The sequence below is a fragment of the Nocardioides sp. genome (genome assembly GCF_035697785.1).
GTDB lineage: Bacteria > Actinomycetota > Actinomycetes > Propionibacteriales > Nocardioidaceae > Nocardioides_B.
On the sequence record NZ_DASSCL010000099.1, the window covers coordinates 70,274 to 92,239 of the forward strand.

Annotated in this window: 22 protein-coding genes; 14 read left to right on the top strand and 8 right to left on the bottom strand. The window is 70.9% G+C overall.

Annotation, left to right across the window (positions count from 1 at the left end):
- Positions 1–80: 80 nt before the first annotated feature.
- Together VFH10_RS09880 and VFH10_RS09885 are read left to right on the top strand one after the other, a co-directional pair.
- Positions 81–1,457 carry a hemolysin family protein gene (locus VFH10_RS09880; protein ID WP_325128001.1) on the top strand — a complete coding sequence of 459 codons (1,377 nt, stop codon included), beginning with the start codon at positions 81–83 and terminating at the stop codon, positions 1,455–1,457.
- Complete coding sequence (locus tag VFH10_RS09885; RefSeq protein ID WP_325128002.1) at positions 1,454–2,497, top strand: hemolysin family protein; 1,044 nt, start codon at positions 1,454–1,456, stop codon at positions 2,495–2,497. Before VFH10_RS09880 ends, VFH10_RS09885 begins: the two co-directional genes overlap by 4 nt.
- 3 nt (positions 2,498–2,500) lie before the next feature.
- Here VFH10_RS09885 and VFH10_RS09890 read toward each other — a convergent pair whose 3' ends face one another.
- The 3 genes from VFH10_RS09890 to VFH10_RS09900 all read right to left on the bottom strand — a co-directional run bounded on the left by VFH10_RS09890 (position 2,501) and on the right by VFH10_RS09900 (position 4,469).
- Positions 2,501–3,631 carry a glutamate--cysteine ligase gene (locus VFH10_RS09890; protein ID WP_325128004.1) on the bottom strand — a complete coding sequence of 377 codons (1,131 nt, stop codon included), beginning with the start codon at positions 3,629–3,631 and terminating at the stop codon, positions 2,501–2,503.
- A gap of 156 nt (positions 3,632–3,787) precedes the next feature.
- Positions 3,788–4,276 (bottom strand): bacterioferritin, encoded by a 489-nt coding sequence (gene bfr / locus VFH10_RS09895; RefSeq protein ID WP_325128006.1) that lies wholly within the window; start codon positions 4,274–4,276, stop codon positions 3,788–3,790.
- The gene (locus VFH10_RS09900) at positions 4,263–4,469 is read right to left on the bottom strand and encodes a (2Fe-2S)-binding protein (RefSeq protein ID WP_325128008.1); all 207 of its coding nucleotides are present in this window, start codon (positions 4,467–4,469) and stop codon (positions 4,263–4,265) included. The genes bfr and VFH10_RS09900 overlap by 14 nt, the downstream gene beginning before the upstream one ends.
- A gap of 298 nt (positions 4,470–4,767) precedes the next feature.
- Here VFH10_RS09900 and VFH10_RS09905 point away from each other — a divergent pair, with 298 nt between their 5' ends.
- A complete protein-coding gene (locus VFH10_RS09905) occupies positions 4,768–5,625 on the top strand; it encodes a hypothetical protein (RefSeq protein WP_325128010.1) in 858 nt (285 codons plus the stop codon).
- A gap of 162 nt (positions 5,626–5,787) precedes the next feature.
- On the opposite strand, the gene VFH10_RS09910 is transcribed toward VFH10_RS09905, so the two are convergent.
- From VFH10_RS09910 to VFH10_RS09920, 3 genes are read right to left on the bottom strand one after another with little or no spacing between them, the layout of a single operon-like run.
- Complete coding sequence (locus VFH10_RS09910) at positions 5,788–6,441, bottom strand: 3-oxoacid CoA-transferase subunit B (protein WP_325128011.1); 654 nt, start codon at positions 6,439–6,441, stop codon at positions 5,788–5,790.
- Position 6,442: 1 nt separating this feature from the next.
- Positions 6,443–7,213 carry a CoA transferase subunit A gene (locus VFH10_RS09915; RefSeq protein ID WP_325128013.1) on the bottom strand — a complete coding sequence of 257 codons (771 nt, stop codon included), beginning with the start codon at positions 7,211–7,213 and terminating at the stop codon, positions 6,443–6,445.
- A 16-nt stretch (positions 7,214–7,229) separates the two neighbouring features.
- Positions 7,230–8,444 carry an acetyl-CoA C-acetyltransferase gene (locus VFH10_RS09920; protein ID WP_325128015.1) on the bottom strand — a complete coding sequence of 405 codons (1,215 nt, stop codon included), beginning with the start codon at positions 8,442–8,444 and terminating at the stop codon, positions 7,230–7,232.
- A gap of 78 nt (positions 8,445–8,522) precedes the next feature.
- Here VFH10_RS09920 and VFH10_RS09925 point away from each other — a divergent pair, with 78 nt between their 5' ends.
- Positions 8,523–9,419: a LysR substrate-binding domain-containing protein gene (locus VFH10_RS09925; RefSeq protein WP_325128017.1), complete on the top strand. Its 897-nt coding sequence runs from the start codon at positions 8,523–8,525 to the stop codon at positions 9,417–9,419.
- A 214-nt stretch (positions 9,420–9,633) separates the two neighbouring features.
- Positions 9,634–10,266, top strand: a complete 633-nt coding sequence (locus VFH10_RS09930) for a histidine phosphatase family protein (protein WP_325128019.1) — start codon at positions 9,634–9,636, stop codon at positions 10,264–10,266.
- 10 nt (positions 10,267–10,276) lie between these two features.
- On the opposite strand, the gene VFH10_RS09935 is transcribed toward VFH10_RS09930, so the two are convergent.
- On the bottom strand, positions 10,277–10,636 hold the full coding sequence (locus VFH10_RS09935; protein WP_325128021.1) for an HNH endonuclease: 360 nt from the start codon (positions 10,634–10,636) through the stop codon (positions 10,277–10,279).
- Positions 10,637–10,793: 157 nt separating this feature from the next.
- Here VFH10_RS09935 and VFH10_RS09940 point away from each other — a divergent pair, with 157 nt between their 5' ends.
- The 9 genes from VFH10_RS09940 (at position 10,794) to VFH10_RS09980 (ending at position 20,133) form a co-directional block, all read left to right on the top strand.
- Positions 10,794–12,119: a PP2C family protein-serine/threonine phosphatase gene (locus VFH10_RS09940; RefSeq protein WP_325128023.1), complete on the top strand. Its 1,326-nt coding sequence runs from the start codon at positions 10,794–10,796 to the stop codon at positions 12,117–12,119.
- A gap of 193 nt (positions 12,120–12,312) precedes the next feature.
- Positions 12,313–13,695 carry an ABC transporter substrate-binding protein gene (locus VFH10_RS09945; RefSeq protein ID WP_325128025.1) on the top strand — a complete coding sequence of 461 codons (1,383 nt, stop codon included), beginning with the start codon at positions 12,313–12,315 and terminating at the stop codon, positions 13,693–13,695.
- Positions 13,696–13,865: 170 nt separating this feature from the next.
- Complete coding sequence (locus VFH10_RS09950; protein WP_325128027.1) at positions 13,866–14,825, top strand: sugar ABC transporter permease; 960 nt, start codon at positions 13,866–13,868, stop codon at positions 14,823–14,825.
- Positions 14,826–14,827: 2 nt separating this feature from the next.
- On the top strand, positions 14,828–15,733 hold the full coding sequence (locus VFH10_RS09955; protein WP_325128030.1) for a carbohydrate ABC transporter permease: 906 nt from the start codon (positions 14,828–14,830) through the stop codon (positions 15,731–15,733).
- Complete coding sequence (locus tag VFH10_RS09960) at positions 15,730–17,118, top strand: GH1 family beta-glucosidase (protein WP_325128032.1); 1,389 nt, start codon at positions 15,730–15,732, stop codon at positions 17,116–17,118. The genes VFH10_RS09955 and VFH10_RS09960 overlap by 4 nt, the downstream gene beginning before the upstream one ends.
- A 2-nt stretch (positions 17,119–17,120) precedes the next feature.
- Positions 17,121–18,143 (top strand): LacI family DNA-binding transcriptional regulator, encoded by a 1,023-nt coding sequence (locus VFH10_RS09965; protein WP_325128034.1) that lies wholly within the window; start codon positions 17,121–17,123, stop codon positions 18,141–18,143.
- A 234-nt stretch (positions 18,144–18,377) separates the two neighbouring features.
- Positions 18,378–18,920: a hypothetical protein gene (locus VFH10_RS09970; RefSeq protein WP_325128036.1), complete on the top strand. Its 543-nt coding sequence runs from the start codon at positions 18,378–18,380 to the stop codon at positions 18,918–18,920.
- Positions 18,921–19,026: 106 nt separating this feature from the next.
- On the top strand, positions 19,027–19,698 hold the full coding sequence (locus tag VFH10_RS09975; protein ID WP_325128038.1) for a response regulator transcription factor: 672 nt from the start codon (positions 19,027–19,029) through the stop codon (positions 19,696–19,698).
- Positions 19,699–19,758: 60 nt separating this feature from the next.
- Positions 19,759–20,133 (top strand): response regulator transcription factor, encoded by a 375-nt coding sequence (locus tag VFH10_RS09980; protein WP_325128040.1) that lies wholly within the window; start codon positions 19,759–19,761, stop codon positions 20,131–20,133.
- Here the strand turns inward: VFH10_RS09980 and VFH10_RS09985 are convergent.
- On the bottom strand, positions 20,092–21,966 hold the full coding sequence (locus tag VFH10_RS09985) for a hypothetical protein (protein ID WP_325128042.1): 1,875 nt from the start codon (positions 21,964–21,966) through the stop codon (positions 20,092–20,094). The two genes, VFH10_RS09980 and VFH10_RS09985, sit on opposite strands and share 42 nt — an antisense overlap.

Below are 21,966 nucleotides of genomic sequence, written 5' to 3' on the forward strand. Positions count from 1 at the left end.
CAACCGACCTGAAGGGGCTCCCGGCCCGTCATGGACCCCGACTGTCCCGGTCGCCCCCGCGCCACCGGCGGTGAGGAGCGGTGACCGAGGTTCCGTACCTCCTCGTCTCGCTGGTGCTCATCGTCGCGTGCGGCATCTTCGTCGCCGCCGAGTTCGCGTTCGTCACCGTCGACCGTGCCTCGGTGGACCGGGCCGCCGAGGCCGGTGACCGCGGCGCGCGCGGCGTGCAGTCCGCGCTGAAGGGACTGTCCACCCAGCTGTCTGGCGCCCAGGTCGGCATCACCCTCACCAACCTGGTGATCGGCTACCTCGCCGAGCCCGCGATCGCGCAGCTGGTCGACGACCCGCTCGCCGCGGCCGGTCTGCCGGCCTCGTGGGTGCGGCCGGTCTCGGTCGGCATCGGGCTGGGGCTGGCCACCGTGCTCACCATGCTGTTCGGCGAGCTGGTCCCGAAGAACCTCGCGATCGCCCGGCCGCTCGGCACCGCCAAGGCCACGCAGGCGTTCCAGCGTGGCTTCACCGCCGCGATGAAGCTGCCGATCGCCGTGCTCAACGGATCGGCCAACGCGATCGTGCGGCGCCTGGGCATCGAGCCCCAGGAGGAGCTGCGCTCGGCCCGCAACTCCGACGAGCTCGCCTCGCTCGTACGCCGTTCGGCCTCGCAGGGCACGCTGGACGCCGGCACCGCCCGCCTCATGGAGCGATCGGTCACCTTCGCGGACCGGATGGCCGGCGAGATCATGACGCCCCGGGTGCGCATGGACAGCGTGCGCACCGACGCTCCCGTCGCCGCGGTCGTGGAGGCGGCCCGGCGTACCGGGCACTCACGCTTCCCCGTTGTCCTCGGCGGCGACGACGACGTGGTGGGTGCGGTGCACGTGAAGAACGCCGTCGCGGTCCCGGCCGACCGGCGCGGCACCGTCCCCGTCTCGTCGGTGATGGTCGAACCGACCGTGGTACCTGAGAGCCTGCGCCTCGACCCGCTGCTCGCCCTGCTCAAGGAGGAGGGCTTCCAGATGGCGGTCGTCGTCGACGAGTACGGCGGCACGGCGGGCGTCGTCACGCTCGAGGACGTCGTCGAGGAGATCGTCGGCGACATCGCCGACGAGCACGACCGGCTCGGCTCGTCCGCGCGGCGCCGGCGGGACGGCTCGGTGTCGGTCTCGGGGATGCTGCGGCCCGACGAGGTCGAGTCGGCCACCGGCGTCGAGCTGCCCGAGCACGAGGACTACGACACCGTGGCCGGGCTGATCATGCAGCGGCTCGGCCGGATGGCCGCACCCGGCGACGCCGTCGTCGTGCCCCTGCCGCGGCACGCCGACGACGAGGGTGACTCGCTCCCGCCGCAGGTGGCCGAGCTGCGCGTCGAGCGTCTCGACGGGCTGCGCATCGACCGCGTGTCCGTGCGGACCCGCGCCGCGACCGCCGGCGACCGGGCCGAGGGGGCGGGCCGATGAGCGGGTGGGCGGCCGTGCTGGTCGCGGTGCTGCTGCTGGCGGCCAACGCATTCTTCGTGGGCGCGGAGTTCGCGTTGATCTCCGCGCGCCGGACCCAGATCGAGCCGCGGGCCGCCGCCGGGTCGCGGGCGGCGCGCACCACCCTGCGCGCCATGGAGCAGGTGTCCCTCGTGATGGCCGGCGCCCAGCTCGGCATCACGATGGCCTCGCTCGGGCTGGGCGCCATCGGCGAGCCCGCGGTCGCGCACCTGCTGGAGCCGGCGCTGCACGCGGTCGGTGTGCCGGAGGCGCTGCTGCACCCGATCGCGTTCGCCGTGGCGCTGTCGGTCGTGGTGTACCTGCACGTGGTGCTCGGGGAGATGGTGCCGAAGAACATCGCGCTGGCCGGCCCGGACCGTGCCGCCCTCGTGCTCGGCCCGCCGATGATGCTCGTGGTGATGGTGCTCAAGCCCGTCGTCGTCGCCTTGAACGCGTTCGCCAACGGCATCCTCCGGCTGGTGCGCGTCGAGCCCCGCGACGAGGTCGCCTCGGCGTTCACGCGCGAGGAGGTCGCGTCGATGGTCGACGAGTCGCGCGGGGAGGGGACGATCGGCGAGGACGAGTACGACCGGCTCGCCGGCGCCCTCGGCTTCACCGAGCGCACCGTGACCGACGTGCTGCTGCCGACCGAGTCGCTGGTGACGGTGTCGCAGGGCGCGACCGGCGCCGAGGTCGAGGCGGTGTGTGCGGAGACCGGGTTCTCCCGCTTCCCGGTCGTCGCGGCGCACGGCGAGCTGCTCGGCTATCTGCACGTGAAGGACGTCCTCGAGACCGACCCCGACCGCAGGCTGCGGCCGGTGGACGACAAGTGGATCCGCTCGTTGGCCTCGGTCCGCCCGGGCGACGTACTCCATGACTGCCTGCGGACCCTCCAGTCCCGCGGGGCGCACATGGGCCGCGTGGTCGGCGACGACGGGGACGTCCTCGGTCTGGTCGCTCTCGAGGACGTGCTCGAGGAGCTCGTCGGGGAGATCCGGGACGCCGCCCACGCCGACGAGTGACGCTCAGTCGTCGAGCTCGGCCACCACGGAGTCGACGACGGCCATCAGATCCCCGTCGGTCTCGGCGAGCACGCGACGCTGGCGCTGGTACGACGCACCGACCTTGGGGATGTCGGCCACCGAGGAGAGCTCGTGCTCGCAGCCGAGCTCGCGGGACAGCGGGGTGAGCCGTTCCAGGAGGTCGTGCAGGTCGTCGGTGACCAGCCGTTCGTTGCCGGCCGCGTCGAGGATGACCTCGGCGTCGAGGCCGTAGCGGGCGGCCCGCCACTTGTTCTCCTGCACGTACCAGGGCGGCATCGTCGGCACCTCCTCGCCGGCCCGCAGCCGGCGGTCGAGGTCGACCACGAGGCACTGCGTCAGCGCGGTGAGCGCCGCCACCTCACGCAGGTTGGGGACGCCGTCGCAGATCCGCATCTCCACGGTGCCCAGCCCGGGTGAGGGCCGGATGTCCCAGCGGATGTCGTTGAGATGCTCGATGACCCCGGTGCGGAAGTGGTCGTCGACGAAGGCTTCATACTCGGCCCAGGTCGTGAACTGGAACGGCAGCCCGGCGGTCGGCAGCTGCTGGAACATCATCGCGCGGTTGCTCGCGTAACCGGTGTCGGTGCCGCTCCACAGCGGCGACGACGCGCTCAGCGCCTGCAGGTGCGGGAAGTGGTTGAGCAGCGAGGAGACGATCGGCAGCACGTGGGACCGCTCGGCGAGGCCGACGTGCACGTGCAGTCCCCAGATCAGCATCTGCCTGCCCCACCACTGGGTGCGGTTAATCAGCTCCTCATAGCGGTGGCCCGGCGTGAGCAGCTGCACCGACCACTCCGCGAACGGGTGGGTCCCGGCGGCGTACAGGTCGACGCCCATCGCCCGCGCCGTACGTCGGACCACCCGCATCGTGCCCGCGAGGTCCGCGACCGCCTCCGGGACGTCCTCGCACACGCCGGTGACCACCTCGACGGTGTTGCGCAGCAGCTCCTTGTGCAGCTTGGCCTCGTCGACGCCGGATCCTTCGCCCTGGTGAACGGCGTCGAACAGCTCCGAGGCGGAGTTGGACAGGTCGCGCGTGGTGCGGTCGACCAGCGCGAACTCCCACTCCACGCCGACGGTCGGGCGGGGGGAGGGCCGGAACTCGACGGGCACGCGTCCATCACACCATCCCGTGGGGGCGCGGCGGAATGCCGTCGGGGTCCGCGATCACCCTGTGCGGCGTACTGCCCCAGGAGAACTACCGGTTCCCGTGGGGAGTTCGCCCCGGGAAGCGGGCAATTACCACGGGACCGTGGTAATTGGGCCCCGCTACTCCGACGGGCCGCCGGGCTCGATCTGCTGGGCGAGGTACTGCTGCAGGCCGACCCGCTCGATCGCGTCGAGCTGGCTCTCGAACCAGTCGGCGTGCTTCTCCTCGTCGCGGACCATGTCCTCGAAGACGGCCGCGCTGCCGTGGTCGCCGAGGTCGTGGCACTCCGCGGCGCCGGCGTTGAACTGGGCGACGGCGGCCCGCTCGCTGTCGAGGGCCAGGCGCAGCATCTCCTCGGCGGTCTCCCCGACTGTGATGGAGCCGAGCCGCTGCACGTTGGGGTGGCCGTCGAAGAGCAGGATCCGGTTGATCAGGTCGTCGGCGTCGCGCATCTCGTCGATGGACAGGTCGTAGAAGACCTTGCCCAGCCGGGCGAAGCCCCAGTTGTCGAGCATCCGGGCGTGCAGGAAGTAGGTGTTCGTCACCGTGAGCTCGAAGGTGAGGGCTTCGTTGAACAGCTCGACGATGCGGGGACTAGCTGGCTGCAACTTCGACCTCCGGCGGCATGGCGGGCAACGGCCTCCCATGCTCGCACAGCAGCCTCTTGAGGGAGAAGACGCAGGCGCCGCAGTCCCGGCCGGCCCCGGTCGACCGGCAGATGCCGGCCAGCGTGCGCGCGCCGGACTCGATCGCGTTGGCGACCTTGCCGTCGCTGACGACCCGGCAGTGGCAGACGATCACGCGTCTCCACCTCCCTCACAGGTCGACTAGGTAAGCCTTACCTAACTAACGGTACACGACGGTGAGCCACCCTGTCTCCTCCGCCGCAGGACTGGACCGTTCCAGGGGACGCACACGACGAGGTCGTCGGTTCGCTGTACGACGCCGCATGGGGCTCGCGGGCTCGAGACGGCGGGACAGACGGTCCGCTCGCCAGTCGGACAGGGGGCCGCCTTGAGAGGTGAGAGCCTGCGGGTGACGCTCGGAGCCGCTAGCGTCACCACAGGACAAGCCTCAGGGCGCGAGAACGGGGAGAATCATGACCGAACCGCAGGATCCGACCCAGCCTCCGTCGTCAGGCCAGACCCCACCAGGCTCCGGGCCCTCGACTCCGCCACCGTCCGGGGGTGGCTACCCGCCGCCTCCGCCACCGCCCCCGCCCACCGAAGGTGGCTACGCACCACCGCCCGGCTACTACCCGCCCGCCGGCCCGGGTGCCGGCGGGTTCAGTGTCGGCGAGGCGTTCGGCTGGGGCTGGAAGAAGTTCCGCGAGAACCTCGGCCCACTGGTCGTCGTCGCGCTCGCCATCGTCGCGGTGCTGATCGTCCTCGGCATCATCCGGTACGCGCTCACCGCCGGAAGTGAAGCCGCGATCGACCCGGTCACCGGCCAGGTGGAGAACCCGGGCCTGTTCGGCACCGCGCTGGTGTCAAGCGTGCTGCTGGGCCTCGTCCAGTTCGTGGTCAGCGTCATCGTGTCGGCCGGCATCATCAAGGGCGCGCTCGACATAACCCAGGGCCGCCCGCTCGAGCTCGGCACGATGTTCAAGGGCTTCGACCTGCTGCAGCTCATCATCGCCTCGATCCTGACCTCGCTGCTGACGTTCGTCGGTCTGATCGCCTGCATCGTCGGCGCGGTCGTGGTGGCGTTCTTCCTGTCCTTCACCACCTACTTCATCGTCGACGAGGGACAGTCGGCCATCGACGCGATGAAGGCCAGCTTCCAGTTCACCAAGACCAACGCCGGCGAGCTGCTGCTGCTGTTCCTCGCCATCATCGGCGCGAACATCCTCGGTGCCTGCCTGTGCGGTGTCGGCCTGCTGGTCACCGTGCCGGTGACGATCCTCGCCCAGGCCTACGCCTACCGGTCGCTACGGCAGCAACCGATCGCCGCCTGACCGCTCCCGGCCCGATTCTCGGATCGGCTACGCCTTCTTTCCGCTCACGCCCCTCCTCGACCGGGCCGCCGCGTCCGCGCTTCACGTCCGGTCATCGCGGCCGCGCGCGTGGGGCGTCAAGCAGGCAATTCACCCGCGGGCGGCACCCGCAGGCGCCAGGTGTCAGCCAGGCGTCGCAGCGGCTCGTCGGTCGACGACGGGCGCCGCGGTGCGCGTGACGACCTCGTCGAGGGAGACCCCGGGGGCGAGCTCGACGAGGTGGAACTCGCCCTCGACCGCGTCGAGCACGCAGAGGTCGGTGACGACCCGTGAGACGACGCCCCGGCCGGTGAGCGGAAGCGTGCAGACCGAGACCAGCTTGGGCTCGCCCGCCCTGGTGAGATGGTCCATCAGCACGACCACTCGGCCGGCGCCGCTGACCAGGTCCATGGCGCCACCCATGCCCCTCACCATCGCGCCCGGCACCATCCAGTTGGCCAGGTCGCCGGTTGCCGACACCTGCATGCCGCCGAGCACGGCGACGTCGATGTGACCGCCGCGGATCATCGAGAAGCTCAGCGGGGAGTCGAAGTACGACGCACCGGGCAGCACCGTGACGGTCTGCTTGCCGGCGTTGATGAGGTCCGGGTCGACCTCGTCGTCGTAAGGAAACGGGCCGACTCCGAGAACGCCGTTCTCCGCGTGGAGCGTCACGGTCGACCCCTCCGGGAGGTGGCCGGGGATCATGGTCGGCAAGCCGATCCCGAGGTTGACGTACTCGCCCTCGTGCAGCTCGAGGGCCGCACGTGCCGCCATCTGGTCGCGGGTCCAGGCCACGTCAGCTCGTCCTCGCCCGGGTGGTCCGCTTCTCGACGTCCTTGCGGCTCGCCTGCTCGGGGGTCAGCTCGACCACCCGCTGGACGAAGACGCCCGGCAGGTGGACGTCGTCGGGTCCGAGCTCGCCGACCTCGACGACGCTCTCGGCCTCGACGATCGTGAGCCGGCCGGCCATGGCCGCGGCGGGGTTGAAGTTCCGCGCCGAGGCGTGGAAGACGCAGTTGCCCGCGCGGTCGACGACCGCCGCGCGCACCAGCGCCACGTCGGTGACGATGGACTCCTCGAGCACCATCTCCCGGCCGTGGAAGGTGCGCACCTCCTTCGGTGCCGAGGCGAGCGCCACCGAACCGTCCGGGTGGTAGCGCCACGGCAGGCCCCCTTCGGCGACCGGCGTGCCGACACCGGTCGGGGTGTAGAAGGCACCGATACCAGCGCCGCCGGCGCGCAGCCGCTCGGCGAGCGTGCCCTGGGGCGTGAGCTCGACGGTGAGCTCGCCGCCGAGGTACTGCCGCGCGAACTCCTTGTTCTCCCCGACGTACGACGCGATCACTCGGCTGATCCGGCCGCGCTCGAGCAGCAGGCCGAGGCCGGCGCCGTCGACGCCGCAGTTGTTGGACACCACTGTCAGGTCGTCGGCGCCCTGGTCGAGCAGCGCGTCGAGCAGGAACCACGGGATGCCGGCCAGCCCGAACCCGCCGACCGCGAGGACGGCTCCGGAGGGGATGTCGGCGACGGCGTCGGCCGCGGAGGCGACCACCTTGTCGAGGCTCATGCGTCGTCGGTCCGGGTCAACGGACCGCCTCGAACACCGCGGCCAGCCCCTGGCCGCCGCCGATGCACATCGTCTCCAGGCCGAAGCGGCTGCCGCGGCGCTGCATCTCGTGGGCCAGGGTGGCGAGGATCCGGCCGCCGGTGGCGCCGACCGGGTGGCCGAGCGAGATGCCCGAGCCGTTCGGGTTCAGCCGTTCGTCGGTCGCGTCGATCTTCCACTCGCGCAGGCAGGCGAGCACCTGCGCGGCGAACGCCTCGTTGAGCTCGATGAGGTCCAGGTCGTCGAGAGTCAGGCCGGCCCGGTCGAGGGCGGCCGCGGTGGCGGGGACCGGCCCGATGCCCATCACCTCGGGGCCGACCCCGGCGACCGCCCAGGAGCGCAGGGCCAGCAGCGGGCGCAGCCCTCGGCGCTCGGCCTCGTCACGCGTGGTGACCACGCTCATCGCCGCTCCGTCGTTCTGCCCGCTGGCGTTGCCGGCGGTGACGGTCGAGGCCTCGTCGATCTTGAGACGGACCGGTCGCAGCCGCGCCAGGTCCTCGAGCGTGGTCTCCGGGCGCGGGTGCTCGTCGCGGTCCACGACGAGGTCGGGCTTCCCGCGGCGGCCGGGCACGGTCACCGGCACCAGCTCGTGGGCGAAGCGGCCCTCGTCGTGCGCGGCGCCGGCGCGCTGCTGGGAGCGCACCGACAGCTCGTCCTGCTCCTCGCGGGAGATGGCGTACTCACGGCGGAGGTTCTCGGCCGTCTCCAGCATCCCGCCGGGCACCGGGTGGTGCTTGCCGCCGGCGGTCTCGCGGGCCCGGTCGAGGCGGTCCATCAGCTCGACGCCGCCCATCCGCACCCCGGTCCGCAGCCTGAGGGCGTAGTGCTCGACGTTGGACATCGACTCCACCCCGCCGGCCACGACGACCTTCGCCGCCCCGGTGGCGACCTGACCGGAGGCGTACAGGACGGCTTGGAGGCCGGAGCCGCACCGGCGGTCGATCTGGATGCCGGGGACACCGGTGCCGAGGCCCGCGTCGAGGGCGGCGATCCGTCCGATCGCCGGAGACTCGCCGTTGGCGTAGCCCTGACCGAGCACGACGTCGTCCACGTCGCCCTCCTGGAGCCCGGTCCGCCGGACCAGCTCGGTGAGCAGCTGCGAGGCGAGGTCGACGGCGCTGAGCGGGGCGAGCGCCCCACCGAAGCGGCCGACGGGGGTGCGGACTGGCTCACAGATGACGACGTCGCTCATCCCTTGACGTTAGGTCCTGCAGTTCCATATTGGGAAATACTCGTTTCGCGTTGATCCAGACTCTGAGAGTCTGAATTCATGGAACTCCGTCACCTGCGCTATTTCCAGGCCGTCGCCGAGGAGCGGCACTTCGGGCGCGCCGCCGACCGCCTGCACATGGCGCAGCCGCCACTGTCCCAGCAGATCCGCCGGCTCGAGGAGGAGCTGGGGGTGACGCTGCTGCGGCGCTCGACCCGCAAGGTCGAGCTGACCGCCGCCGGGGATGCCTATCTCGGCCGGGTCCGGGGAATCCTGGCCGCCGTCGACGAGGCGGGGGAGGAGGCACACCGCATCGACGCCGGCCTCGAGGGCAGGCTGGTGGTGGGCTGCGTCGGCTCGGCGACGTACAGCCTGCTGCCGGCGCTGGCCCGCGCTCTGCGTGAGGAGCTGCCGGGCGTCGACTTCGCGTTCCGCGGCGAGATGCTCGTGCCGGACCTGGCCGACGCGCTGCGCTCCGGCGTCATCGACCTGGCACTGCTGCGCCCGCCGCTCGACGACGCGGCCCTGTCCCTCCGGCTACTGCGCCGGGAGCGGCTCATCGTCGCGCTGCCCGAGGGACATCGGCTCGCGTCCCGCGAGCGCGTCCGGCTCGCCGACCTGGAGCAGGAGGAGCTGGTGGTGCACGCCGGGCGCGGTCGTTCGGTGATGTACGACGCGGTGGTCCAGCTGTGCCGGGGGGCCGGCTTCGAGCCGCGCGTGCGTCATGAGGTCGCGGAGACCTCCACGTTGGTCACCTTCGTGGCCGCCGGTCTCGGTGTGGCCCTCGTGCCGGAACCGGTGGCCGCGCTCGGCGTGGCCGGCGCGACGTACCGCCCGCTGGTCGGCCGGCACGCGCGGGTCGACCTCGCCGCCGCCACCCGGGCCGACGACGACGCCGCGGCGCTGGCCCGGACGCTCGAGGTCCTCGAGGCCCAGGTCGCGGCCGGAGCCCGCTAGCACCTCCCGAGCGTGCAACGCCCCGCGCCCCGCGCCCCGGCAGGGGTGGGGTGCTAGGACCATGGCCCACTGTGAATTCGGCACCGGTTGGTTCTACTGTCGGGGAGCACCCGAACACATCGAGCTCTCGGGGGCCGACCATGGCGACGGCGCGCGCCCAGTCATGGCCCCCGGCTCGTCACCTGCCCTGCCCGACCGAGCGGAGGGAGCCACGTTGACGGAGCGACGGCGGATCGTCCTGCTGCGCCACGGCCGGACCGCCTGGAACGTGGAACGCCGGTTCCAGGGCAGATCCGACCTGCCGCTGGACGACGTCGGCATCGCCCAGGCCGATGCCGCCGCGACGCATCTCGAGCGGGCCGAGCCGTCGATCCTGCTCAGCTCCGACGCGCTCCGCGCCCAGCAGACAGCGGAGGCGCTGGCGACGAGCATCGGCGTGGAGATCCGGCCCGACCCCCGGCTGCGGGAGGCCGACCTCGGATCCTGGGAGGGACTCACCCGCGACGAGGTCGAGCGACGGTTCCCCCGGGAGTACCTCGCGTGGCGGCACGGGATCGACATCCGGCGGGGCGGTGGGGAGACCTACGTCGAGGTCGCATTGCGGGCCCAGGCGGCCATCGACGATGCCCTCGCCGGCCTGGCGTCCGGTGAGACGATGGTCGTGGTGACCCATGGCGGCACGGCGAAGGCGGCGATCGGGCGGCTGATCGGCCTGGCGCCGGACGCGTGGCACCGGCTGAGCAGCCTGGCCCACGGCAGGTGGGCGGTGCTGGAGGAGGCCGTGTTCGGGTGGCGGCTGGACGAGCACAACGTCCGACCGCTCCGGCGCCGGCCACGTTCGACCTGACGGGCGCGCCTCAGCCGACCGAGCCGAACTCCAGCGCGACTGCCTCGCCGATCTCGCGGTGGCGGGTCAGGAACGCACGCTCGTCGTACCTCTTGCGGCGGAGCCAGCCGGTGACCTCGTCGTTGCACTTGCTGGCGTTGCACGCCCGGCACGCCGGCGCGACGTTGTCTAGGGTGTAGCGCCCGCCGCGGGAGATCGCCAACACGCAGTCGCGCTGCAGGGGCCCGTCGGTGGCGCCGCAGTAGGCGCATCCGCCCCACGCCGTCTTGAGGGCGGCCCACTGCGCGTCGCTCAGGTCGTGCTCGACGCGAGCCATCCGGAGGTTGCGGCGACGGGCGTAGCGAGACCTGCGACTCCGGTTCACCGCCATGCCCTCAGCGTAGGCAGCACCCTGTCCGTGCGGCCGATGCAACGCCGCATGCGGCCGGCCGGCTGCGGGCGCCGCTGATGGTTCCTCGAGGAGCTCTCGTGCGGTACGAGCCGGAGACATGAGACACCGGAATCCTGCTCCGCCTATGCTCCGGGCAATGGAGCGCGAAAGGAGCACCGGGGTATTGGCCAGCGTGCTGGACGCGGCAGAGTCGGCGTCCCCCGTGGAGGCTGTCGAGTCGGTGACTGCTGCCCTCGGGCGGGAGCTCGGTGCCAGCTCCGCCTCCTTCCTGGTGGCCGACCTCTCGGGTCGTGGGCTGGTCAGGCTGGCGCACGTCCCGCGCCAGGCGGCGCCCGACCGAAGCCGCGAGGTGCCGCTGTCCCAGGGTGAGCGTCGGCAGGTCGACGAGAGCGCGACCGTGCTGCCGTTCGACGGGGGACCGGCAGAACGGGTGGTACGGCGCCAGGAGGTGCAGGTCCTCGCTCCGGGCTCCGAGTTCGCGGAGCCGACCCATCCCGACGAGTGGCGGGTGCTCGCGCCGGTGACCGAGCGCGGCGAGGTGATCGGCGTTCTCGAGTTCATCCTCCCCGAACAGCCTGACGCCGAGGGGCTCGAGGAGGTGGCCCGGCTCGCGCACCTGCTGGCGTTCGTGGTGATCGCCAACCGCAGGCACACCGACCTGTACGAATGGGGTCAACGCACCCGCCCCCTGAGCCTGTCCGCGGAGATCCAGCACCGGCTGCTGCCCGGACCACAGACGTGTGAGGCCGGCGCCTTCACGCTCGCCGGATGGCTCGAGCCGGCAGCCGGCATAGCCGGGGACACGTTCGACTTCAGCCTCTCTCGCGACGTGCTGCACCTGTCCATGACCGACGCGATGGGCCACGGCGTCGCCGCCGCTCTCAGCGCGACGCTGTGCGTGGGGAGCCTCCGGAACACGCGCAGCGAGGGCGCGGCCCTGCTCGAGCAGGTCGCCTCCGCGAACCAGGCGTTGGTCGAACATGCTTCCGGTAGCGGTCTGGAGGACTTCGTGACGGGGTTGGTCGGCCGTCTCGACCTGAGCAGCGGATCCATCCAGCTGGTGAATGCCGGCCATGTGTCGCCCTACCTGGCCCGAGGCAACGACGTCTCGGTCGTCGAGCTGCCCGTGGACCTTCCGCTCGGGTTGTTCCCCGACACGACGTACCGCGGCACGGATCTCGTGCTGGAGCCCGGCGATCGGCTGGTCCTCGTGACGGACGGGATGCTCGAGCGCAACGCGGCCGACCTGGACCTGGCTCAAGCCATCGTCGACACCCGCATGCTCCACCCCCGCGAGGCCGTTCGGGCGCTCGCCGACCGCGTCCTCGGCGTGCTCGACGGCGTGCTCACCGACGACGCGACCGTTCTCTGCGTCGACTGGCACGGTGGCCACGGGCGAGATCGCGACACCGTCCACGGAGCGGATCGGCGATTCCCGGCGTACACCGAATGGACCGACTGACGCGGCGGCACGGCGCGGACACGGTCGTCGCCGACCCCACCCGATGAGCAACAAGGGCGGTCAGGCCGCGCCAAGGTAACGAAATGGTCACGATATTGGGAACGCTCCCAAAGGGCCATTGACGGCGGGATGCGGCCCTCACCACAGTGATTGAGAACCGGCATCCGACCGGTGAACTTGAAGGAGGCAAGGCATGGCGTATGGCAAAGTCCGGCGCGGTGCGGCCGCTGTGGCGTGTGGGTTGGCGGCGACGCTGGTGCTGGCCGCGTGCGGCGGCGACGACGAGCCCTCAGACGCCGACGGTGGCGAAGCCGGTGGTGGCGGTGGTGGCGGCAGCAGCGCCGACTGCGCCTTCGCCGAGTCGTACGGCGACCTCGACGGCACCCAGATCTCGGTTTACAGCACGATCGTGGCACCCGAGGACGAGCCCCTCGAAGCGTCGTTCGACCTGTTCGAGGAGTGCACGGGAGCGACGGTCGTCTACGAAGGCTCCGACGAGTTCGAGGCGCAGCTCCCGGTCCGGGTCCAGGGCGGCACGGCGCCCGACATCGCGATCATCCCCCAGCCGGGCCTGCTGGCCACGCTGGTCAACGACTTCGACGCCGTGATCGAGGTCCCCGAAGACACGCAGGCCAACGTCGAGGCCTCCTGGGATCCGTCGTGGGTCGGGTACGGCTCGGTCAACGACACCTACTACGGAACCCCGTGGGGTGCCAACGTCAAGTCGTTCGTCTGGTACTCGCCGACGGCCTTCGCCGAGGCTGGGTACGAGGTCCCCGAGACCTGGGACGACCTGATCGCGCTGTCGGACCAGATCGTCGCGGACGGCGGGAAGCCGTGGTGCGCGGGCGTGGGATCCGGCGACGCAACCGGCTGGCCGGCCACCGACTGGATCGAGGATGTCGTCCTGCGTACGGCCGGGCCCGAGGTCTACGACCAGTGGATCGCACACGAGATCCCGTTCAACGACCCGCAGATCGTCGAAGCGATGGACACCGTCGCCGAGGTCTTCCTCAACGAGGACTACATGAACGGCGGCCTGGGCGACGTCTCCAGCATCGCTACGACACGGTTCGAGGACGGCGGACTTCCGATCGCGCAGGACCAGTGCTGGATGCACCGGCAGGCGTCCTTCTACGCCGCTAACTGGCCGGAGGGCACCGACGTCAGCCCCGACGGCGAGATCTTCGCGTTCTACTTCCCGCCGATCAACCCGGAGCACGGCAGCCCAGTCCTGGGCGGCGGCGAGTTCGTCGCGGCGTTCGACGAGCGCCCGGAGGTCCAGGCGCTCCAGAACTACATGTCGAGCGACATCGGGCAGTCCGAGCGTGCCGAAGCCGGTGGCGCGTTCGTCTCGGCGAACCGGAACGTCCCGCTCGAGCTCTTCGACGACCCGGTGGACACCCTGTCGGCGGAGATCTTCCAGGACGAGGACGCCGTCTTCCGGTTCGACGCGTCGGACCTGATGCCGGCCGAGGTGGGCACCGTGGCGTTCTGGAACGGCATGGTCGACTGGATCACAGGCACCGACACCCAGGCGGTGGCCGACGGGATCGAGGACGCCTGGCCGCAGTGAGACGCCCGTCTCGAAGGTGAATGCCAGGACGGTCGGATGCTCGACGGGTCCGGGTGGACGTGACCGCAGGGTCAGGTCCGCCCCCGGTCAGCATCCGGCCGCCTGGCGCCGCGGCCGCGGGCCGCGACGAGGCGAAGCGAACGAGGCGAGGCGAGCAAGAAGGGTGAGCCATGGAGAGCTTCGAAAAGCTGGGTCAGATGGTGTTGGCGATCGCCCTCTTCGCCGGGGTGATGGGGCTGATCCTCCTGCTCGTCGGCCGGGTGAAGCGTAGGGCGGAGCTGGTGGAGTCGCTGGCGTTCGTCGTGCCGGCACTCGCCCTGCTGAGCGTGGGACTGGTCTACCCCGCGATCCGAACGACGTACCAGTCGTTCTTCGACCGGACGAGCGACACCTTCGTCGGGTTGGAGAACTACACCGAGGTGTTCACCAACCCGGCCATGCTCACGGTGCTGCAGAACACCGCGATCTGGGTCATCCTCACCCCGATCATGTCCACCGCGGTGGGCCTCGTCTACGCCGTGCTCGTCGACCGGTCGCGTTTCGAGGCGAGCGCGAAGGCGGTGATCTTCCTGCCGATGGCGATCTCGCTCGTGGGGGCGTCCATCATCTGGAAGTTCGTCTACGAGTACCGCCCGGACCAGCAGGGGATCCAGCAGATCGGACTGCTCAACCAGGTGCTGGTCTGGCTCGGCTTCGAGCCGCAGCAGTTCTTGCTCAACGCGCCGCTGAACACGGTCTTCCTCATCCTCGTGATGGTCTGGGTCCAGGCCGGCTTCGCCATGACGGTCCTGTCAGCAGCCATCAAAGCCATCCCGTCCGACATCACCGATGCGGCTCAGCTCGACGGACTGGGCGGGATCAAGATGTTCCGCTACATCACTGTCCCGAGCATCCGTCCGGCGCTCATCGTGGTGCTCACGACGATCGCCATCGGCACGCTGAAGGTGTTCGACATCGTGCGGACGATGACCGGCGGCCAGTTCGATACCAGCGTGGTGGCCAACGAGTTCTACACCCAGGGCTTCCGGATCCTGAACACCGGCATCGCCTCCGCGCTCGCGGTGCTGCTGTTCGTCCTGGTCGTGCCGCTCGTCGTCTACAACGTCCTACAGATGCGAAAGGCGGCGTAGAGATGAGCGTCGTGGTCACCACCGCCGAACCGGTCGAGGGCATCGAGCCCGTGACCGTGTCCGGCCGGGCCAAGAAGCGACTCAGCAGCCCCTGGGCGTCGCTTGCGGCGATCGTCCTGGCGCTGCTTTGGACGGTGCCCACGTTCGGGCTGCTGCTCACGTCGTTCCGTCCCCAGGCCTCCATCCAGTCCAGCGGGTGGTGGACCTGGTTCAGCAACCCCGAGTTCACGCTGGAGAACTACGAGGAGACCCTGTTCGGCGGGGCCGCCCTGTCGACGTACTTCATCAACTCGATCGTGATCACCATTCCGGCCGTGGTGATCCCCGTGACGGTCGCGAGCCTGGCCGCCTACGCCTTCGCATGGATGCGGTTCCCGTTCCGGGACCTGCTGTTCGTGGCGGTCTTCGCGCTGCAGATCGTGCCGCTGCAGATCGCGTTGATCCCGCTGCTGCGCATCTACGTGGACCTGGGTGTCAACGGCACGTTCTGGCCACTGTGGCTCTCGCACACGATCTTCGCGCTGCCGCTCGCCATCTTCCTGCTGCACAACTTCATGAAGGAGGTCCCGCGGGAGCTGATCGAGGCCGCGCGTGTCGACGGTGCCGACCACGTGGCGATCTTCACCCGCATCATGCTGCCGGTCGTTGCCCCGGCGCTCGCGGCGTTCGGCATCTTCCAGTTCCTCTGGGTCTGGAACGACCTCCTCGTGGCGCTGACGATGACCGGCGGTACGACGGACGTCGCGCCGTTGACAGCCCGGATCGCCGAGCTCTCCGGCAGCCGAGGCAGCGACTGGCACCTGCTGTCGGCAGGCGCCTTCGTGGCCATGGTGGTCCCCGTAGTGGTCTTCCTGTTCCTCCAGCGCTACTTCGTGCGCGGACTGCTCGCGGGCAGCGTGAAGGGATGACCTTCGCGGAGGACCGCGTGGACCGTCCCGCGGTCTCACCGGATGCGGCGGGCTTCCCCGCGGACTTCGTCTGGGGCGCCGCCACCGCGTCGTACCAGATCGAGGGCGCGGTGGCCGAGGACGGGCGGCTGCCATCCATCTGGGACACGTTCAGCGCCCAGCCGGGACGCGTCGTCGGCGGTGACACCGGCGCGGTGGCCGCGGACCACTACCACCGCTGGCGCGACGACGTGGCGCTGATGCGCAAGCTGGGCCTGCGCGCGTACCGGTTCTCGGTCGCCTGGCCGCGCATCCAGCCCACCGGGTCGGGTCCGGTGAATGCTTCCGGGCTCGCCTTCTACGACCGGCTGGTCGATGAGCTGTTGGCGCACGATCTCGACCCGTGGGTGACTCTGTACCACTGGGACCTGCCGCAGGCGCTCGAGGATCGTGGCGGCTGGCCGGAGCGCGAGACGGCCCTGCGATTCGCAGAGTTCAGCAGCCATGTCGCGGCGGCCCTGGGCGACCGTGTCCGTCATTGGATCACGCTGAACGAGCCCTGGTGCTCGGCGTTCCTCGGTTACGCCGCGGGCAGCCATGCCCCGGGTCGGTCCGAGCCGGCGGCGGCCGTGGCCGCCGCGCATCACCTCATGCTGGGGCACGGACTCGCCGTCGACGCGGTTCGTGCGGTCGCCGCGCAGGCCCTGATCGGGCCGACGGTCAACCTGTACCCCGTCCGCCCGAAGCCCGGCCACCCCGACGCGGCGGACGCGGTGCGCCGTATCGACGGTCTGCAGAACCGGTGGTTCCTGGACCCGCTGCTGCGGGGTGGCTACCCCGACGACGTACGCGCCGACCTGGAGCGCGTCACGGACTTCGGTTTCGAGCGTGACGGCGATGCCGCCGTACACAAGCGCCCCGTTGACTTCCTCGGCGTCAACTACTACAGCAGCCTGGTGGTCCGCCCCAGCGCGTTCCCCGGCAGCAACACCGTCGACTTCGTCGACTCCGGCCGACCGCACACCGCCATGGGATGGGGCGTCGACAAGGACGGACTGACGGAGACGCTGTGCCGCGTGCACGACGAGTACGGGCCGCTGCCGCTGTACGTGACCGAGAACGGCTCCGCGTTCGATGACGTGGTCACCCCGGACGACCGGATCGTCGACCTCGAGCGCCGCGACTACCTGGCCGCCCACCTGCATGCGTGCCAGCTGGCGATCGAGGCCGGCGTGCCGCTGGCGGGCTACTTCGTGTGGTCGCTGCTGGACAACTTCGAGTGGGCGGAGGGTTACCGGCGCCGGTTCGGCATCGTGCACGTGGACTACAAGACCCAGGAGCGCCGGGTCAAGGAGAGCGGCGCGTGGTACAGCGCGTTCATCGACCGACACCGCGGTGGAGGTTGACCGTGAGCGGGCCTTCGACCAGCCAGCCCACCCTCGAGCAGGTGGCGGCTCTCGCGGGTGTCGGACGCGGCACGGCGTCCCGGGTGATCAACGGGTCGGCGCATGTGTCCGAGCGAAGCCGACAGGCCGTGCTGACCGCCGTCGAGGAGCTCGGCTACGTCCCCAACCAGGCGGCGCGGTCGCTCGCACGGCGCCGGACCGACACGGTCGCACTGGTGATCTCCGAGTCCGAGGACCGGATCTTCGGCGAGCCGTACTTCGCCGGCGTCATCCGCGGAATCAGCGCCGCGGTGAGCGCGTCGCAGCGCCAGCTCGTGCTGGTCCTGAGCCAGGTCCACGACCCGTCCAGCCCGCTGGAGCGCTACCTCTCCCGGCAGCACGTCGACGGTGTGCTGCTGCTCTCGCTGCACGGCGAGGACCCACTGCCCGCACGTCTCGTCGCGCGAAGGCTCCCGCTTGTGCTGGGAGGCCGGCCTGTGGGGTTGACCGGTGTCAGCTACGTCGATGTGGGCAACGTCGACGGGGCGCGCCAGGGCGTCGAGCACCTGGCAGACACGGGACGTCGCCGGATAGCGACGATCGCCGGGCCGCAGGACATGGCCGCCGGGCAGGACCGGTTGACCGGCTACCGGGACGTCCTCAGCACGCGCGGCCTGGACGCGGGGGCCGAGCTGGTCGCGTACGGCGACTTCAGCCAGCACAGCGGCCAGCAGGCGATGCGCGAGCTGCTCGACCGCGTCCCCGACCTGGACGCGGTCTTCGCCGCCAACGACCCGATGGCGGCCGGTGCGCTGCAGGTCCTGAAGGAGCGGGGCCGACGGGTGCCCGACGACGTTGCGGTGGTCGGCTTCGATGACGCGCCGATGGCCCAGTTCACGGACCCGCCGCTCACCTCGGTGCACCAGTCTCCCGAGCAGATGGGGCGGGAGATGGTCGCGCTCCTGTTCGAGCAGGTCGACGACGCCGCCGCGGCCGGCGCCTCCACGGTCCTCTCGACCGAGTTGGTCCGCCGGGCCTCGACCTGAGCACGAAGCCCGGCTGCGTCGCACTCGGCTCCGCTGGGCGCGGCCAGTAGAGTTGTGCTCGAGTCCTGCGCGCGAGACGGGCACACCCATGAGGCCTTCGGCGTCCACCAAGTCGGGGGCCCTCCACGCCACCAGGCGGGACGGCGCCCGCGGCACGCGCGTCGACGCTCAGCAGCCCACCACCCGTAGACCCCCTCCAGCGGCTCGCACGAGCCAGTCGACGAGGACCGAGTCGTGAGTGGCAAAGCCGCGCCCGCGGAGGCTCGCCCCACCCTGACGATGTGGACCTACGACTCGCCTCTCGGCGCCACCGCCGGCGAGATGCGGCTGCGCACCCTGCGGCAGCACGGCGCCCTGCGCGTGCACGACGCCATCACGATCACCTGGATGGCAGGGAGCCACGCCCCGCGCACCGGCCGCCTGCGGCACGGCTACATGCGGCCGCGACCGGAACAGTCGATGCTCGCGGCCATCGTCGACCCGCTCCTGCAGATCGCCGCCGGCGGCGGCAGGACCGAGGCCGCCTTGAACGAGGTGGCCGCGGCGCTGGAGGGCACCGGCGTCGACCTCGACGCGCTGCGCGCGATCGGGCAGGCGGTCACACCGGGCACATCGTCGCTCCTCGTGCTCGCAAGCCACGCCGATCCTGAGGTGATTCGCCCGGTCGTCGAACGCGGCCTCGCCCGCGGCGACCTCACGCTAATCCGGGTCTCCCTGGCGCCGGGTGGCATCGAACGGATCCGCGACGTTGCGCGGACCCTCGACCTGGGCGCGTGACCGGGTCCGCTGACGAGGCGTCAACCGACACACAAGGTCGCTCCGGTTCACCTGAGCCCGACTGGCAACTGCCGACCTCGTTCCGGCCGAGCCCTAGAGTGAGCCCATGACGGTGCGGGTCGTCTTCGCGGACGACAATTTTCTCGTCCGGGAGGGCGTCTCCGCACTGCTCGCCGAGGCACCCGGGGTCGAGCTGGTCGAGGCCGTCGAGGACCCGCAGGCGCTGCACCGAGCGGTCGCCGTGCACAAGCCGGACGCGGTGCTCACCGACATCCGGATGCCGCCGACGTTCACGACGGAGGGCATCGACGCGGCCAAGCGGATCCGCGCGGAGTTCCCCGGGACCGGCGTGGTCGTGCTGTCGCAGTACGTCGAGGCGGAGTACGCGTTCGACCTGCTCGCCGACGGGGTGGAAGGGCTGGGCTACCTCCTCAAGGAACGGGTCAGCGAGCTGGACGAGCTGGTCCGGGCGCTGAACGAAGTGGCGCGAGGCGGGTCGGCACTCGACCCCAAGGTCGTCGAAGGGCTGCTCACGCGGAAGTCGGAGCAGACCAGCTCGGCGCTGTCGTCGCTCACGGAGCGGGAGCTGGAGGTGCTGCGGGAGATCGCGACCGGGCGGAGCAACGCGGCCACCGCGAAGGCGTTGTTCATGAGCGAGCGAGCGGTCGAGAAGCACGTCGGGTCGGTGTTCCAGAAGCTCGGGCTGGTGAACGAGGGCGAGGTCAACCGGCGGGTCAAGGCGGTGCTGGCCTTCCTGGAGGCGACGGGGGGTCGGTGACCCGGAATCGTGTGGCTAGCACCATCCCGGGAGTGCCGGACATCCGGTGACAATGGCCGTGTGGACGAAGTACGCGTGCTGGTCGTGGACGACCAGGAGCCGTTCCGAAGGGCGATGGTGACCGTGGTCGAGGCGACCGACGGCTTCGTCGTCGTGGGGACGGCGGCGTCGGGCGAGGAGTCGCTCGCCGCGGTAGGGGAGGTTCGACCACAGCTCGTGCTCATGGACGTGCACCTGCCCGGCATCGACGGGGTGGAAGCCACGCGGCGCCTGACCCACGACGGTGGTGGACCGGTCGTGGTGCTGCTGTCCACCTACGACGAGGACGAGTTCGACCTTGATGGGTCGGGCGCGGCGGCGTACATCGCGAAGGCGGCGTTCGGACCGGACCGGCTACTCGAGGTCTGGGAGCGCCACGCAGACGAGGTCGCCTGACCGCGACACCGAGCCACCCGCCGCCTCGACGCGGTCACGGACGGCCTGCGGGACGTCGGCCACACCGTGGAGCTCCAGGCCCGTCGGGGTCAGCGTCGCTGCACCCGCTCCGGTCTGGGTGCAGCACACGTAAACGGCCGCCTCGACCCGGGCAGGGAAGCGTCGGCCGCTCAACGACGGGTCGACCGTCAACGGGAAGCCGCGCAGAGCGGCCTCGATGCCCGCACGCGCGAGCTGGGTCGGGTAGACGCCGCGGGTCAGCTCGCGGAGCGCCTCGAGGGCCGTGTTGACCTCGTCGATCAGGGGCTCGACCGGACGGTCGCTGCGCAGGCCGTCGGCGACCGCGAGGAGGTGCGGGATCACGTCCCGGGAGATGGCGGACTCCAGGGTTCGGCGTACGGCGTCATCGGCATCGACGATGCGAGCACGCGACCGCGCCAGCTCCGCGTTCGTGGCGTCGAGAGCGTCGACGTGCGCGGCCAGCTCCGCCTCGAGCGAGACGTTCCGGAACGCGACCTCGGCCTGGTTGGCCAACGCGTGGAGGAGCCGTTCGTCGGAGGGTCGGAGGCTCCGGCCGCGTGGAATGCCCACCGAGATGCTGCCCTCGTCACCGACGGCCACCGTGTGGAGGTCGGTCGTGGACTCCCCGGACCCCCACTGGGTGGACTGCGTGCCCAGGGTCGCCGACGCCGATCGCGCCGCCAGCGCCTCTCCCGCGGCGGCCGCCACCACCGGCAGCAGCCGCTCCGCCGAAGGCGTCTCGACGAGCCGGCTGCTGAAGTCCGCCAGCTCCTCGTAAGGCTTGGCGCGGGTCCCGTACGCGAGTCGGTTCGCCCACCGTACGACGATGCGCCGGACGGGCTGGAAGGCCACCGCGACGAGTGCCGTGACCGCCAGCGACAGGGCGAAGCCACTGGTCTGTCGTCCGACGAGGACGACGACCGTGGTGTAGCCGACCGCAGCGAACACGGTCGCTGCCATCACCACGACCGTGCGGTTGATGACCACGTCGAGCTCGTAGAGACGGTGCCGCAGCACCGCGATGGCGAAGAGCACCGGCAGCAGGCAGTAAGCGGCGAACAGTGGCACGCTCGATAGCCAGGTCTGTGTTCCGCCGTTGTACGCCTGCACCACGGGCATCCACACCAGACCGAACGACGCCAGCCCCGCCGACAGCGCGATCGGCCTCAGCTGCCGGCGTTGCACACCGCTGCTGCGTCGAAGCCGCAGCACCACGGAGACCAGAGATGCGATCAGCGAGAGCGAGATCAACCCGAAGCCGACGGTCAGCAGGATGTTGCGAGCCAGTCCGAGCTCCTGGTCGGACGCCAGCAGCCGGTACTCCGTGGGGTCGAGCGAGAGGACGGCCAGCAGGCACATGGCGACCCCGCACAGGGTCATCCCTGCGACGTACCGCCAACGAGGTGACAGCAGGTGCCCGTCGGGGGCGAGCAGGAACATCAGCGCCAGGCCACCGATGATGAGCTGCCCCCCGAGCAGCGTGGCCAGCCAGGCCGCGGCCGCCGCGAGCGCGGCGGGCCCGGGGCCGTCAGCCTCCTGCCCCCAGAACGCGAATGCCTCGAGCAGTAGGGAGGCGCTCCCGACGACGCCCTGCACGAGCAGGATCCAGCCGATCGGGTGCCGCGCATAACGCGAGACGATCAACGCGCCCATCCACGCGGCGCCCAGGACCGCTCCGTGGACGAACGGGAAGCCGTGGAACCCGATCGCCGTGTCCGAGACCAGCGACACCGCTTGGACGGCCACCACGATGTCGCCGACCACCAGCACGACGGTCAGGGCGAACAGGCACCACGCGACCCGGGCTTGCAT